The sequence below is a fragment of the Nocardia bovistercoris genome, assembly GCF_015674855.1.
Lineage (GTDB): Bacteria > Actinomycetota > Actinomycetes > Mycobacteriales > Mycobacteriaceae > Nocardia > Nocardia bovistercoris.
The window spans coordinates 150,995-164,349 of sequence record NZ_JADMLG010000005.1 but is presented as its reverse complement, the minus strand read 5'-3'; the positions used below and the strand labels follow the sequence as shown (position 1 = coordinate 164,349).

At 68.0% G+C, this 13,355-nt stretch carries 13 protein-coding genes; 9 read left to right on the top strand and 4 right to left on the bottom strand.

Annotated features, from left to right (window positions below):
- Window positions 1–84: 84 nt before the first annotated feature.
- Window positions 85–1,302: an NADP-dependent isocitrate dehydrogenase gene (locus IT779_RS14460; protein ID WP_196149826.1), complete on the top strand. Its 1,218-nt coding sequence runs from the start codon at window positions 85–87 to the stop codon at window positions 1,300–1,302.
- A 212-nt stretch (window positions 1,303–1,514) separates the two neighbouring features.
- Window positions 1,515–2,744, top strand: a complete 1,230-nt coding sequence (locus tag IT779_RS14455; RefSeq protein WP_332838815.1) for an MFS transporter — start codon at window positions 1,515–1,517, stop codon at window positions 2,742–2,744.
- Window positions 2,745–2,846: 102 nt separating this feature from the next.
- Here IT779_RS14455 and IT779_RS14450 read toward each other — a convergent pair whose 3' ends face one another.
- Window positions 2,847–3,821, bottom strand: coding sequence for an alpha/beta fold hydrolase (locus tag IT779_RS14450; protein ID WP_196149825.1), 975 nt, complete (start codon window positions 3,819–3,821; stop codon window positions 2,847–2,849).
- A gap of 69 nt (window positions 3,822–3,890) precedes the next feature.
- Between IT779_RS14450 and IT779_RS14445 the strand changes: the two genes are divergently transcribed.
- From IT779_RS14445 to IT779_RS14435, 3 genes are read left to right on the top strand one after another with little or no spacing between them, the layout of a single operon-like run.
- Window positions 3,891–4,679 carry an exodeoxyribonuclease III gene (locus IT779_RS14445; RefSeq protein WP_196149824.1) on the top strand — a complete coding sequence of 263 codons (789 nt, stop codon included), beginning with the start codon at window positions 3,891–3,893 and terminating at the stop codon, window positions 4,677–4,679.
- A complete protein-coding gene (locus tag IT779_RS14440; protein ID WP_196149823.1) occupies window positions 4,676–5,167 on the top strand; it encodes a ribonuclease domain-containing protein in 492 nt (163 codons plus the stop codon). The genes IT779_RS14445 and IT779_RS14440 overlap by 4 nt, the downstream gene beginning before the upstream one ends.
- Complete coding sequence (locus IT779_RS14435; protein WP_196149822.1) at window positions 5,167–5,670, top strand: barstar family protein; 504 nt, start codon at window positions 5,167–5,169, stop codon at window positions 5,668–5,670. Before IT779_RS14440 ends, IT779_RS14435 begins: the two co-directional genes overlap by 1 nt.
- Before the next feature lie 10 nt (window positions 5,671–5,680).
- Here the strand turns inward: IT779_RS14435 and IT779_RS37770 are convergent, their stop codons facing one another.
- Complete coding sequence (locus IT779_RS37770) at window positions 5,681–6,505, bottom strand: TetR/AcrR family transcriptional regulator (RefSeq protein WP_332838799.1); 825 nt, start codon at window positions 6,503–6,505, stop codon at window positions 5,681–5,683.
- 106 nt (window positions 6,506–6,611) lie between these two features.
- On the opposite strand from IT779_RS37770, the gene trpS reads away from it, so the two are divergent.
- The gene (gene trpS, locus IT779_RS14425) at window positions 6,612–7,643 is read left to right on the top strand and encodes a tryptophan--tRNA ligase (protein WP_196149820.1); all 1,032 of its coding nucleotides are present in this window, start codon (window positions 6,612–6,614) and stop codon (window positions 7,641–7,643) included.
- A gap of 40 nt (window positions 7,644–7,683) precedes the next feature.
- Entirely contained in the window at window positions 7,684–8,703 is a 1,020-nt protein-coding gene (gene yhjD, locus IT779_RS14420) for an inner membrane protein YhjD (RefSeq protein WP_196149819.1), read from the top strand.
- Window positions 8,704–8,817: 114 nt separating this feature from the next.
- Here yhjD and IT779_RS14415 read toward each other — a convergent pair whose 3' ends face one another.
- On the bottom strand, window positions 8,818–10,128 hold the full coding sequence (locus tag IT779_RS14415) for a D-alanyl-D-alanine carboxypeptidase family protein (RefSeq protein WP_196149818.1): 1,311 nt from the start codon (window positions 10,126–10,128) through the stop codon (window positions 8,818–8,820).
- 163 nt (window positions 10,129–10,291) lie between these two features.
- On the opposite strand from IT779_RS14415, the gene IT779_RS14410 reads away from it, so the two are divergent.
- Together IT779_RS14410 and IT779_RS14405 are read left to right on the top strand one after the other, a co-directional pair.
- The gene (locus IT779_RS14410) at window positions 10,292–11,815 is read left to right on the top strand and encodes a DHA2 family efflux MFS transporter permease subunit (RefSeq protein WP_196149817.1); all 1,524 of its coding nucleotides are present in this window, start codon (window positions 10,292–10,294) and stop codon (window positions 11,813–11,815) included.
- Window positions 11,805–12,428: a TetR family transcriptional regulator gene (locus IT779_RS14405; protein WP_196149816.1), complete on the top strand. Its 624-nt coding sequence runs from the start codon at window positions 11,805–11,807 to the stop codon at window positions 12,426–12,428. Before IT779_RS14410 ends, IT779_RS14405 begins: the two co-directional genes overlap by 11 nt.
- Here the strand turns inward: IT779_RS14405 and IT779_RS14400 are convergent.
- The gene (locus IT779_RS14400) at window positions 12,382–13,311 is read right to left on the bottom strand and encodes a phenylalanine 4-monooxygenase (RefSeq protein ID WP_196149815.1); all 930 of its coding nucleotides are present in this window, start codon (window positions 13,309–13,311) and stop codon (window positions 12,382–12,384) included. The two genes, IT779_RS14405 and IT779_RS14400, sit on opposite strands and share 47 nt — an antisense overlap.
- Window positions 13,312–13,355 lie beyond the last annotated feature (44 nt).

The following is a 13,355-nucleotide window of genomic DNA, read 5'->3' as shown; positions in this document are numbered from 1 at the left end:
CTGTTGGAACAGCTGGGGCCCGCTCACAAGCGTGTTCGCCCGGCCGTGCAATGAGGGCACCATCCGAGGAGGACACGAAGATCCATGTCCAAGATCAAGGTTGAAGGCACCGTCGTAGAGCTCGACGGCGACGAGATGACCAGGATCATCTGGCAGTTCATCAAGGACAAGCTGATCCACCCCTATCTCGACGTGAACCTCGAGTACTACGACCTCGGCATCGAGTACCGGGACAAGACGGACGACCAGGTCACCATCGACGCGGCCAACGCCATCAAGGAACACGGCGTCGGCGTCAAATGCGCGACGATCACCCCGGACGAGGCCAGGGTCGAGGAGTTCGGCCTCAAGAAGATGTGGCGTTCCCCCAACGGCACCATCCGCAACATCCTCGGCGGCACCATCTTCCGCGCGCCGATCATCATCTCCAACGTCCCGCGCCTGGTGCCCGGCTGGACCAAGCCGATCATCATCGGCCGTCACGCGTTCGGCGACCAGTACCGCGCGACCGATTTCAAGGTCTTCCAGGGCGGCACCGTCACCCTCACCTTCACCCCGGACGACGGCAGCGAGCCGATCGTGCACGAGGTCGTGAAGATGCCCGAGGACGGCGGCGTCGTCATGGGCATGTACAACTTCAAGAAATCCATCGAGGATTTCGCGCGCGCGTCCTTCAACTACGGGCTGCAGCAGAACTACCCGGTCTACATGTCGACCAAGAACACCATCCTCAAGGCGTACGACGGCATGTTCAAGGACACCTTCCAGGAGGTGTTCGACGCGGAGTTCAAGACCCAGTTCGACGCGGCCGGCCTGACCTACGAACACCGCCTCATCGACGACATGGTCGCCTCCTCCATGAAGTGGGAGGGCGGCTACGTCTGGGCATGTAAGAACTACGACGGCGACGTGCAGTCCGACACCGTGGCCCAGGGCTTCGGCTCGCTCGGCCTGATGACCTCGGTGCTGCTCACCCCGGACGGCAGGACCTGCGAGGCCGAGGCCGCGCACGGCACCGTCACCCGGCACTACCGTCAGCACCAGCAGGGCAAGCCCACCTCGACCAACCCGATCGCGTCGATCTTCGCCTGGACGCGCGGGCTCGAGCATCGCGGCAAGCTCGACAACACCCCCGAGGTCATCGGCTTCGCGCAGACCCTCGAGGATGTCGTCATCAAGACCGTCGAGGGCGGTCAGATGACCAAGGACCTCGCGCTGCTCGTCGGCGGCGACCAGGGGTACCTGACCACCGAGGAATTCCTCGGCGCGCTCGACGAGAACCTGGCCCGCGCGCTGCGCTGAGCCGAACGGGGCGAGCCGCCGCGCTCACCCCGCACCGGCGCTGGGGCATCCCAGCGCCGGACCGATACGGGCACCCGCCCCACCGCACGGTGGCACGGGTGCCCGAGGTGTGTCCGGGCGCGGTGGGCGAACTCACGTCGAGCGCGGAAAGGATCGTCGCGCCGCGCCGGTTACACGAATACGTGACCAGCCCCCTCGCCACGCCGCCGAGCGTGTCCGCCGACCGGACCGACTGGCATATCCCCGCCATGCTCGCCCTGGCGCTCGGCGGCTTCGGAATCGGGACGACCGAATTCGTCACCATGGGTTTGCTACCGGATATCTCGCAAGCCATGAATGTCTCGGAGCCGACTGCGGGACATGCGGTTTCCGCCTACGCTCTCGGCGTGGTGATCGGCGCGCCACTGATTGCCTCGCTGTGTGCTCGAATGCCGCGCAAACGTTTGCTCGTCGCCTTGATGGCAGCCTTCACCGTGGGAAATATCGCGACCGTACTCGCCCCGAGTTTCGTGCCGCTGGTACTTGCGCGCTTCGTTTCCGGCCTGCCGCACGGCGCGTATTTCGGCGTCGCGTCGCTCGCTGCGGCCACCCTCGCCCCCGTCGGGCAGCGCGCGAAGGCGGTAGCCGCGGTTATGCTGGGATTGAGCGCCGCCAACGTCGTCGGCGTTCCCGCAGCGACCTGGCTCGGCCAGCACCTCGGTTGGCGCAATGCCTACGTGGTGGTGGCGCTGATCGGCGTGGCCACCGTGCTGGCCCTGCTGCGTTTCGTTCCCGAACTCACGGGGATCAGGATCACCGACCCGCGCACCGAGATGGGTGCGCTGCGCCGTCCGCAGGTGCTGCTGACCTTGGCGGTCGGCGCGGTCGGCTTCGGCGGCATGTTCGCCGTGTACACCTACATCACCACCACGCTGACCGACGTGGCAGGCATGTCGCTCGGGCTCGTTCCGATCGTGTTGATGTTGTTCGGGCTCGGCATGGTCGCGGGCAACATCGTGGGCGGCGTCCTCGCCGATCGCGGCAGTGTCCTCGCCGAGCGCGGCAGCGACCGGGCGATCTACCTGGCGATGATCGCGATGGTGGTGATCCTCGCCGGATTCGTCGCCGCGGCCCATCACCCGGTGAGCGCGGCCGTCGGCGCGTTCCTGATCGGCGCGTCGGGCGCGGCGTTGGCGCCCGGCTTGCAGACCCGTCTCATGGACGTGGCCGCCGACGCCCAGACGCTCGCGGCCGCGCTCAATCACGCCGCGCTGAATATCGCGAACGCCGCGGGGGCATGGCTGGGCGGTATGGTGATCGCGGCGGGTCTCGGGTACACCGCACCCGCGGTGGTCGGGGCCTGCTTGGCGGTGCTCGGGTTGACGCTGTTCACCGTGACCGTCGCGGTCGCGCGGCGCGGGCGCGCCCACGACCCGCAGGGTGACATACCTGCTGGGACGTAGTCCGTCCCGGTCCGAGGCAGCTCGCCGACCCGCGCCGAGCGCGCGACGCGGGAAGGGCCTGCCGCACGGTGGTTCCGGGTAATGCCCGAACCTCGGGCGAGGTCAGACCGCGCGCAGTCGCGTGCGGCTGGCGTACACGTGTTCGGCGATGAGGGTGGCGATCCGGTCGGGCGCCTCCAGCATGGGCACGTGGCCCACTCCGTTGACAAGGATGCGGTCCGCCGATTCGGGCAGCTCCTGCAGGAAGCGGCGGGCGTAGGTGCGATTCGGTATCACGCGGTCGTATTCGGCCAGCAACAGGCGCACCGGCGTGGTGAGATCGGACAGATTCCGCAGCGCGGGACCGCGTAACCCGCCGAGCAGGATCGGGAGCACGATGTCGCAGTGCAGCGTCGCCATGATCGCGGCGACGATCTCGCGCTGCGGCACCGCCGCGGCGTTCTTGCTCAGCCACAGCGCGGCGAAACGCCGTACCGCCGGGTTGCTCGTCGCGAAACCCTCCATCCGCTTGCCGATTTCGAGCAGCGGGAACAGCGAGAGGAATTTCATCCCGACCCTGAACTGCGCCACGGACGGCTTGTCCCAGCCGCCTGCCGGTGCGATGAGAGTCAGGGTGCGTGCCCGGCCGCGCCGCGCGAGTTCGATGCCTACCCAGCCGCCGAGCGAATTGCCCGCGATATGACAGGTGCGCCAACCGAGTTCGTCGAGCTGGGCCTCGACGCGATCGGCGAGCGCGAAGACATCGGTGGACCAGCCGGTCTCGACTCCGCTGCCCCAGTGTCCGGCGAGCGCGGGCGCGAAGACCTCGCACTGGGTCGCCAGCCTGCTCGCGGTCTGTTCCCAGCTGTGCGGGGAGAGCAGGAAACCGTGCAGGAGCAGCAGTGGGTCACCGGAACCGAGGTGCAATGCCTTCGTCGGCGTCGGGCGTTTCCGCCCGGGTTTCGGCCGCGGCGAACGCTCGACCTTCGCCGCCGCGGGTTTCGGCTTGGCGGCCTTCTTACGGGTCGCGGGAGCCGCCCTCTCGGGAGTGGCGGCGCGCGCGGCGGGGACCCTTGGCTTTGAGGCGTCGGACGTCATCGTCGTCACCCCTTCCTGGACGTGTGGTCCGAGGGCGGGAAGGTCTGACCTGCATTGTACGGTCGGAGGGTGGCCAATATCATCTCTACGGTGAACGTGAACGGCGTTCGAGCCGCTACGGGCAAGGTCGGCAAGGGGATGCTCGAGTGGCTGGCGGCCACGGAAGCCGACATCATCTGTATCCAGGAAACCAGGGCGACCGACGCGCAAACCCGCGCCGCGCTGGCTCCGGCACTCGCGTCGGGATGGCATCTGTCGCACGCCGAACCCGCGCTCAAGGGCCGCGCGGGCGTCGGCATCCTGTCCAGACGCGCGCCGACGGCGGTGCGAACCGGATTCGGCAGCGCCGAATTCGACGGCTCGGGACGTTACGTCGAAGCCGATTTCGAAGACCTCACCGTCGCCAGCGTCTACGTGCACACCGGCGAGGCCGACACACCGCTCCAGGACGAGAAATACCGATTCCTGAACGAACTGGGCGCCCACCTGAAATCCCGCATCACCGATTTCGTGATCTGCGGCGACTGGAATGTCGCGCACACCGAGCTGGATATCAAGAACTGGAAAGGCAACGTGAAGAACGCCGGATTCCTGCCGGGGGAGCGCGCCTGGATCGACGACATCCTCGCCGCGGGCTACGTGGACACCGTGCGCACCCTGCACCCGGGCGTGCCGGGCCCCTACAGCTGGTGGTCCTACCGCGGCCGCGCCTACGACAACGACGCCGGGTGGAGAATCGATTACCACTTGGCGCGGGGTGAGGTGGCCGGGCGGGCCAAGCAGGCGGTTGTGGAGAAGGCCGCGACTTACGCGTTGCGGTGGTCGGATCACGCGCCGGTGACGGTGCAGTACCGATGAACGCGAATTCGAAACCCGTGCGTGTGGTGGCCGGGCTCGTCTCGGTCGCGGTGGTGGTCCTGGCTGCCGTGCTCGGTCTGCGTGGCGGCGATACCTCGGATGAGGCCGGGAATTCGGCACAGGTCACGGCTGTCGCGACGAGCGCGAAATCGGAGCGGTCAACGGGGGCTGCCGCGGTTCCGGTCGCGTCGCCGACCCGGGTGCCCGGCGTGCCGGACCGCGCCTACGTCACGCTGGTGGAGATCGATGCGGGGCGGTGGCCCGATTCCGCGAACGCGCCCGGCACCAAGGGCGGGGAGCAGTGGATGAACCGCAACGGCGACTTGCCGCGCACCGGTCCCGACGGGCGTGCGCTCACGTATCAGGAATGGGATGTCAATCCCAAGGAGCGCAACCGGTCCCGCGACGCGGAACGCATTGTCACCGGCAGCGACGATTCCGCCTGGTACACCGGTGACCACTACAAGACCTTCACTAGGATGCGCTGATGTCGAAACCGGTTCCGCTGTCCCAGTTCCTGGCCCGACCCGCCGCGCTCGGCGCGGCCCCGATGGTCGCGGCCGTCTCGCGTTCGGCGGGTCCAGCGCTCGGCGCGCTCGCGGTGGACGCGGCCGAGTTGAGCAGTCTGCGGTTCCGCGCGCCGAGCGGTTACCGGGTGCGGGAGCTGCGTGCGGCGAAGATGCGTTCGCTCGCGGGGGTTTTCGACGAATTCGCGGCCGCGTTCCAATTCCCGTACTACTTCGGGGAGAACAAGGACGCCTTCGACGAATGTCTGCGTGATCTGGACGATTTTCTCGGCGAGGCGCCGGGATACGTTGTGGTGGTGCGCGGTTCGGCCGCGCTACTGGCCGACGCGCCGTCCGAACGCGAGTGGTTCGCCCGGGCCATGCGCGACTGCGCCGACTACTGGGCCAAGCGGCAGATCGCCTTCCGCGTGGTCTTCCAGGGCGAGCCCGCCTCGCCGCGCGTCGCGGTACTCGCGCTGGACTGAGCCTGCTGATTCAGGACTGTCTGCCCGCGAGGTCCTCGCCGAGGAGTACGAAGACGTCGGTGGTGTGGTCGATGAGTTCGTCGCGGGTCATGGCGAGATCGCCCTGGATCCAGCCGGTGAGGGTGTGGATCAAGCCGCCGACGAGGTAGGTGGCCCTGAAGTCGACGGCCGGGTCGGTGTCGGCGTTGGAAGCGCTGGCGTCGAAGGTGTCCGCGTCGGCATTGGAGGTGCCGATATTGGCATTGGCGGTGTCGGCGTCGGAGGTGCCGGTGTCGGCATTGGCGGTGTCGGCGTCGGAAGTGTCCGCATCGGCGTCGGAGGTCTCGGCATCCGAGGTATCGGCGTGAAGGGTGTCGGCATCCGGAGCGTCGGGTCCGGGGATGCCGTAGAAACCGACGCCTTCGGCGGCGACCAAGCGCGCGAAGACACGCGCGGTGGTCGTGGAGCGGGCGCGCAGTTCGGGCGTGGCGAGCCCGTCGATGAAGGCGACCTTCGCCTTACGCGGATCGTCGGTGAGCAGGCGGATGCCCGCGGTGATGGCGGCGCGCGCCATGGCCCGCGAATCGTCGGGCGCCTCGCGCAGCGCGTCGAGGATGGCCGCGGCCATCTCCTCGGCGATCCGGTCGATCACCCCGGTGAGCACGGCTTCGCGGCTGTCGAAGCTCTCGTAGTAGTACCGCTCGTTCAGCCCCGCTCGCGCGCACAGCCCGGAGACGGTGAGTTTGGCCAGCCCCTGAGTGCCGATGATGTCGAGGGCGGCGTCGAGCAGTGCCGTGCGGCGCTGGGCGCGGCGCTCGTCCGCCGAGACGCCGCCGTAGGTCCGCTGGGCTGTCACCTGTCGATTCTGACATGCGGCGGAAACGGGCGGCCGCGACCGCGGAACCGACACCGGGGACCGGCCGGCCCGAAATCCGGTGGACCGGCATGGAAAGATCGGGGGCATGTCCAGTCCCGCGCAGACCCCGGTGGCGGAACGCAAACAGCGTGTGCTGTCCGGAATCCAGCCGACCAGCGATTCGTTCCATCTCGGCAACTATCTGGGCGCGATCCAGTACTGGGTGCGGATGCAGGACGAATTCGACGCGCTGTACTTCATCCCCGACCTGCACGCGATCACCGCGCCGCACGATCCCAAGCAGCTGCGCGCGCGCACCAAGGCCGCGGCCGCCCAGCTGCTCGCCGTCGGCATCGACCCGAAGAAGTCGACGCTGTTCGTGCAGAGCCAGGTGCCCGAGCACGCCGAACTCGCCTGGGTGCTCAGCTGTATCACCGGATTCGGCGAGGCGAGCCGGATGACCCAGTTCAAGGACAAGTCGGTCAAACAGGGCGCGGAGAACGCGAGCGTCGGACTGTTCACCTATCCGGTGCTGATGGCCTCCGACATCCTGCTCTACCGCGCGCACCAGGTCCCGGTGGGCGAGGACCAGCGCCAGCACCTCGAACTCACCCGAAACCTGGCTCAGCGCTTCAATACCCGTTTCAAGAAGACCTTCGTGGTGCCGGAGCCGCATATCGTCAAGGGCACCGCCAAGATCTACGACCTCCAGGACCCGACCGCCAAGATGAGCAAGTCCGCGTCCAGCGACGCCGGGCTGATCAACCTGCTCGACGACCCGAAGGTGACGGCCAAGAAGATCCGTTCCGCGGTCACCGACACCGAACGTGAGATCCGTTACGACCCGGAGGCGAAGCCGGGGGTCAGCAACCTTCTCGTCATCCTCGGTTCGGTCACGGATACGCCCATCGTCGCGTTGGAACGCGATTATGCGGGTAAGGGATATGGTGACCTGAAATCCGATGTGGCGGACGCGCTGGTGGAATTCGTGATGCCGCTTCGGACGAAGGTGCAAGAGTATCTGGCGGATCAGGGTGAGCTCGATCGCATCCTCGCGAGCGGCGCGGAGCGGGCGCGGGAGATCGCGAGCAACACCCTCGCGCAGGTCTACGACCGAGTGGGCTTCTTGACTCGGTGAGCGTCGAACCTGCGCTTTTTCGGTCGAAGGGGCTGGACAGGTGCAGGTGATCGACAACATCAAGGCCGGGGCCGAGCGGCGTGTCCAGGCGCGGCCGTGGCTGGATCATCTGATCCGGGCGGGCGGGCGCTACCAACGTCAGCGCGGCGACTACTACGCGGCGGGCATCACCTATTTCACGGTGTTGTCGCTGTTCCCGCTGCTGATGGTCGCGTTCGCGGTCGCGGGGTTCGTCTTGAACAGCCGTCCCGATCTGCTGGTCGAGATGCAGGACAAGATCGTGGAGACCATCCCGGGTTCGCTGGGTGACCAGATCAACCAGTTGATCGATCAGGCCGTCCAGTCGCGCGGCACCGTCGGCGTGCTGGGTCTGCTCGGCGCGGCGTACGCCGGACTCGGCTGGATGGCGAATCTACGCGCCGCGCTGACCGAGCAGTGGGATCAGAAGACCCAGGAATCGAACTGGGTGGTCAGCAAGCTGTCGGATCTGGTTGCGCTGGTCGGTCTCGGCATGGCCTTCCTCGCCTCCTTCGTGCTCTCGGCGCTCGCGTCGAGTGAGCTGGGTTCGGGCCTGCTGCGCGGACTCGGCTTGGACGAGGCGCCCGGCGCCCGGCTGCTGCTCGGGCTGCTGTCGATCGTGCTCGCGGTGCTCGCGAACTGGGCCGTGTTCGCCTGGATCATCGCGCGACTGCCGCGCGAGCCGGTCACGGTGCGCAGCGCGGCCAAGGCGGCGCTGCTCGCGGCGGTGGCCTTCGAGATCTTCAAATACTTCGCGACGATCTACCTGCAGATCGTCCTGCGCAGCCCGGCGGGCGCGACCTTCGGCTCCATCATCGGCCTGATGGTCTTCAGCTACATCACCTACCGGATCGTCCTGTTCGCCACCGCGTGGGCCGCGACCGCCTCCGACAACTTGCGCGAAGCCGACATCCCCGTGCCCGGTCCTGCCCTGATCCGCCCCCGAGTAGTGACCCGCCCCGGATTCGCCCCCGCTTCAGCGTATTTCGGCGTGGGTGCACTCGCTGCCCTCGCTCTGGCGCTCCTGCGGAGGCGGCGCTAGCGAACTGGTCCGCGCTACCGGTTCGGCGGATTGCCGGGCGCGGTCGCCTCCGCCGCCCGACGGCACTCGCCTGCCATCGATGGTCGCGCTGCTCGAACGGCGCAGTCCGAAGAGTCAGCGCCGCCGCGGGCGCCGGGCTTGACGTGCGCCGAACAGCAGCGCCGCTATCAGCACGATTCCACCGACGATGAGCACGGTTCTGGTACTGGAACGGTGGTGTTCGGCGGGCGGTTCGGCCTGCTGGACCACGTCCTCGACCGGTGGTGCGGCCACCACGACCGATGTGCGTTGCGTGCTGTTGGGATCGGCTTTGCGCACGGCCGATGGCAGGAAGCCGACCTGGACTCCGCGCGGCAGCGCGAAGCCGTAGTCGAGCAGTCGGGCGGCCTGTTCCCACGGGCGGATGGGCAGCACGTCCGCCTTGAGCAGGGTGACGGCGAGGCGGCGGCCGTCGCGTTGCGCGCCCGCGACGAAGGTCTGGCGGGCGTCGTCGGTGAAGCCGGTCTTGCCGCCGAGCGCGCCTGCGTAGTTGTAGAGCAGCTGGTTGTCGTTGCCGATCGGGAAGCCGGGGTGGTCGGTGTCCTCCGGGCTGTGTGGGTCCTTGGGGAAGCCGGGAAAGTCGACCTGTTCGGTGCGGATGAGTTCGGCGAACAGCGGGATCGTCATGGCTTCGCGGAACAGCACCGACAAGTCGTATGCCGAGGTGCTCATGCCGGGGCCGTCGAGTCCGGAGGGGGTTGCGGCCCGAGTGTCCATGGCGCGCAACGACTTCGCGAGTTCGTTCATCTTCGTCACGGCCGCCTTGTCGCCGCCGAGTTGGGTGGCGACGGCGTGCGCCGCGTCGTTGCCAGAGGCCATGATGAGCGCCTGCATGAGTTGGCGGTTGGTGTAGCGCCCGCCGGGGCCGATGCCGACACGCGTGCCGTCCACATCGGCGTCGGCCTGGGTGCCGACGACGACCTTGTTCAGGTCGAGGCTGCGCAGCGCTACCGTGGCGAGCAGCACCTTGATCGTGCTGGCCGGGCGGTAGCGACCGTGCGGGTCCTTGGCGGCGAGCACTTCGCCGGTGTCGAGGTCGGAGACCATCCAGGCGGTCGCCGAGATCTCCTCGGGTGCGGCGGGCGCGCCGGTGGGCAGTACCACGCCGCATTCGGCCATTCTGGCGCCGCCGATCACGGGGGATGGCACCGGTAGCGGTGTCGGCGTCGGTTCGCCGGGTTGCGGCACTTCGGAGGTGTCGATCGGCGCGGGCGGCTGGGTCCGCTGCGGGCAGCCTTCGGTGTTGGGGGTGGTGAACGGGGTGGTCGTTGTGCTGCTCGGCGGCGACGCGTGCGAGGACGCGGGGGCGCCGACCGCCACGGCCGCGCTGACCAGTGCGGCCGACAGGCCGAGCGCGGCGGTGAGGCGAAAGTCCCGGAGTTTCATCGGCTTCGAGCCTATCGGGCGCGCGGGCTCGTGCGGTTGTGGTGAGGCCGGATCCGTGTGTTCCACAGGTTGACAGCGGCTATGAAATGAGAGTTAATGTCAAAAGACTGTAAATGTCGTTTCTGGAGTGATTCGCTGTAGTGATCCGATGGAGGAGTCGGGAATGAAGACGGAGTCCACCCGCCGCTGGCTGGCGCTCGGTGCGCTCGCGGTGGCCATGCTGACCATCGGACTGGACATGACGGTGCTCACGGTGGCGCTGCCGACCCTCGCGGTCGACCTGAACGCCGACAACGGCGCGCTGCAATGGTTCAGCACCGCGTACACGCTGGCGCTGGCTGCCGCCATGCTGCCAGCAGGCGCGATCGGCGACCGTTTCGGCCGCAAGAAGATCCTGCTCGGGGCGCTGATCCTGTTCGGCGCGGCCTCGCTGGCCTGTGCTTTCGCCGCCACATCCGGTCAACTCGTCGCGGCGCGGGTCGTCCTCGGCGTCGCGGCGGCGGCCATGATGCCGCTGTCCATGGCGGTGCTGCCGGTGCTGTTCGGCGACCCCGCCGAACGCGCACGCGCGATGTCGATCTGGGTGACCTCGACCGCGCTGGGCTTGCCGCTGGGCCCGATACTCGGCGGCTGGCTCATCGACAACTTCTGGTGGGGATCGGTGTTCCTCATCAACGTGCCGATGGTGATCATCGGCGCGCTCGCGGTGGCCGCGCTGGTGCCGGAGTCGCGCAATCCCGAGCGGCGTCCGCTCGACCTGCTCGGCGCTGCTCTGTCGATGATCGGAATGCTCGGCCTCACCTACGGATTCATCCGCCTCGGGACCGAGGGCTGGGGCGACGGACCCGCGTGGGCAGTACTCGGCGCAGGTGTCGCCGCGCTCGCCGTCTTCCTGTTGCGGCAGCGCGGTATCGAATACCCGCTCATCGACCTGTCGCTGTTCCGCGCACGCGGATTCCGTTGGGGCACAATCCTCACGGTGCTGATCACCTTCGGCATGTTCGGCCTGTTCTTCACCGTCCCGCAGTACTACCAGGCCGTGCTCGGGGTCGACGCGCTCGGCAGCGGGTTGCGGCTGCTGCCGCTGATCGCCGGACTCCTCGTCGGCGCGCGCCTGTGCGACCGGTTGCTGCCGCGCGTCGGCGCGGGTCCTGTGGTGACGGCGGGCATGGCGACGCTGGCCGTCGGACTCGGACTCGGCGCGCTGACCTCGGTGGACACCCCCTACTGGTACGGGGCGTGCTGGATCGCCCTCACCGGCGCGGGCATGGGCGTGGCGATGCCGGTCGGCATGTCGGTGGCCATCGACGATCTCGACGTCGCGCGCGCGGGCATGGGCTCGGCCCTGATCCAGGCGCTGCGGCAGGCGGCGGGCACGATCGCGGTGGCGTTGCTCGGCACCGTGCTCGCCACCGTGTACCGGTCCGAACTCGGCGACCGCGACGTCGACCCGATCCGCGACGGCGTGAATTCCGGTGTGGCCGTGGCGAAGGCGACCGGTGACCAGGATCTGCTGGTGCACGTGCAGACCGCGTTCGTCAGCGGTATGGACGCCATGCTGTTGGTGTGCGCCGCGATCTGCGCCGTCGCCGCGCCGCTTGCCATGTGGGTGCTGCCGCGCGGCCGGAAATCCGTACCGGAGTCACGAACGGCGGCGGATGCGACAGAATCGACACATGTCGGTTGATGATCCCGGCGACGGGAACGCCGCGCAGACCCCGCACCTACGGGGTCTGCGCGAGCGGAAGAAGGAACGGACCCGCCGCACCATACGCAGCGAGGCGTTCCGGCTGTTTCGCGAACAGGGCTACAGCGAGACCACCGTCGAACAGATCGCCGAGGCCGCCGAAGTCTCGCCGAGCACCTTCTTCCGCTATTTCCCCACCAAGGAACAGGTGGTGCTCACCGACGACCTCGACCCGGTCATCATCGAGGCGATCAGGAACGAACCGAGGGGAGTGCCGCCGCTCAGCGCGTTCGCGAACGCGATGCACACGGTATTCGCGAGTCTGACCGCCGAGGAACTCGCCTTCGAACAGGAACGCGAGGCGCTGCTGTTCCACGTACCGGACTTGCGCGCGGCCGTTGCCGTCCAAGTGGAACGCAGCGTCGACCTGGTCTCGGAAATGTTGGCCGAACACGTCGGAGCCTGCAAGGACGATTTCGAGGTGCGGGTCACGGCGGGCGCGGTGGCGGGCGCGGTACTCGCCATCTCGAAAATGGTGCCGATGAACGCGGAGAACTTCGGCCGGGCTATGCGCTTCCTCGAGGCCGGGCTGCCGCTGCGGGCCGCGGACTGACCGGACGCGCCCGCATGCGCGCGGGCGTCTCGTCATCGATGGTCGCGAAGAATTCGCCGACCACGTCCTCGAGGTGGGTGACCGATTCCGCGCAATACAGCACCGGCTGATAGTGCGTGATGTCGTAGGTCGCGGTGCCCATCGCCCGCACGTCCAGCGGCCGCAGCTCGGCGCCGCGGAACTCCTCGATCTCGCCGTAGGAGGAAAGCAGACCGGCTCCGTAGCAACGGATCTCGCCCCGCTCCCGGACCACGCCGAATTCCATCGAGAACCAGAAGACATCGGCCAGGAATTTCAGCGCCGCGTCGGTGCGCAGCCGCGCGACGGCCGCGCCCGCTGTTTCGTAGACGGCCGCGAAACGGGGGCACGCGAGTTGCGTCGCGTGTCCGACGATCTCGTGCACGGCATCGGGTTCCGGGGTGTAGAGCGGGGCGGAATGGTGGCGAATGTACTGGGTCGAATGAAAGGTGCGCTCGGCGAAGGAGCCGAAGAATTCCCGGAGCGGCACCAGACCGGCCGCGGGCACGTACCGGAATCCGGTGAGCGGGGCCAGCGCGGCGCTCACCTCGTCCAATTGTGGGATTCGCGCGGTGGGCAGCGCGAGGCGCGCCGCCGCGTCCAGAATGTCGGTGCAGGCGTAGCGGCGGTGTTTGCGCGCGAGTTCCACCGAAACAGTGCGCCACACTCGCTGCTCGTCCTCGGTGTAGTCGATACGCGGCAGCGCGGCGCCCGGCACGTATTCCAATGCGAGCGCCGCGATCGCGTTTCGCCTAGCCCGATATTCCGGATCGCGCACACCGGGATGTTCCTCGCTCAGATGAACGGTCACGTCGCCGTCGCCGGTGCGGGTCACCGGTGAATACAGCCGAGCCTCGGTGAACATAACTCGATGAAAGCACAATGCCGACGATTTGCCACCCGATCGGG

What these genes read in the sequence shown, in the direction of transcription:
- IT779_RS14435 (WP_196149822.1), top strand. Translation starts at nt 5,167, where the DNA reads ATGTCGAAACCGGTTCCGCTGTCCCAGTTCCTGGCCCGACCCGCCGCG.
- IT779_RS14400 (WP_196149815.1), bottom strand. Translation starts at nt 13,311, where the DNA reads ATGTTCACCGAGGCTCGGCTGTATTCACCGGTGACCCGCACCGGCGAC.
- IT779_RS14405 (WP_196149816.1), top strand. Translation starts at nt 11,805, where the DNA reads ATGTCGGTTGATGATCCCGGCGACGGGAACGCCGCGCAGACCCCGCAC.
- IT779_RS14415 (WP_196149818.1), bottom strand. Translation starts at nt 10,128, where the DNA reads ATGAAACTCCGGGACTTTCGCCTCACCGCCGCGCTCGGCCTGTCGGCC.
- IT779_RS14410 (WP_196149817.1), top strand. Translation starts at nt 10,292, where the DNA reads ATGAAGACGGAGTCCACCCGCCGCTGGCTGGCGCTCGGTGCGCTCGCG.
- trpS (WP_196149820.1), top strand. Translation starts at nt 6,612, where the DNA reads ATGTCCAGTCCCGCGCAGACCCCGGTGGCGGAACGCAAACAGCGTGTG.
- IT779_RS14440 (WP_196149823.1), top strand. Translation starts at nt 4,676, where the DNA reads ATGAACGCGAATTCGAAACCCGTGCGTGTGGTGGCCGGGCTCGTCTCG.
- IT779_RS14450 (WP_196149825.1), bottom strand. Translation starts at nt 3,821, where the DNA reads ATGACGTCCGACGCCTCAAAGCCAAGGGTCCCCGCCGCGCGCGCCGCC.
- IT779_RS14460 (WP_196149826.1), top strand. Translation starts at nt 85, where the DNA reads ATGTCCAAGATCAAGGTTGAAGGCACCGTCGTAGAGCTCGACGGCGAC.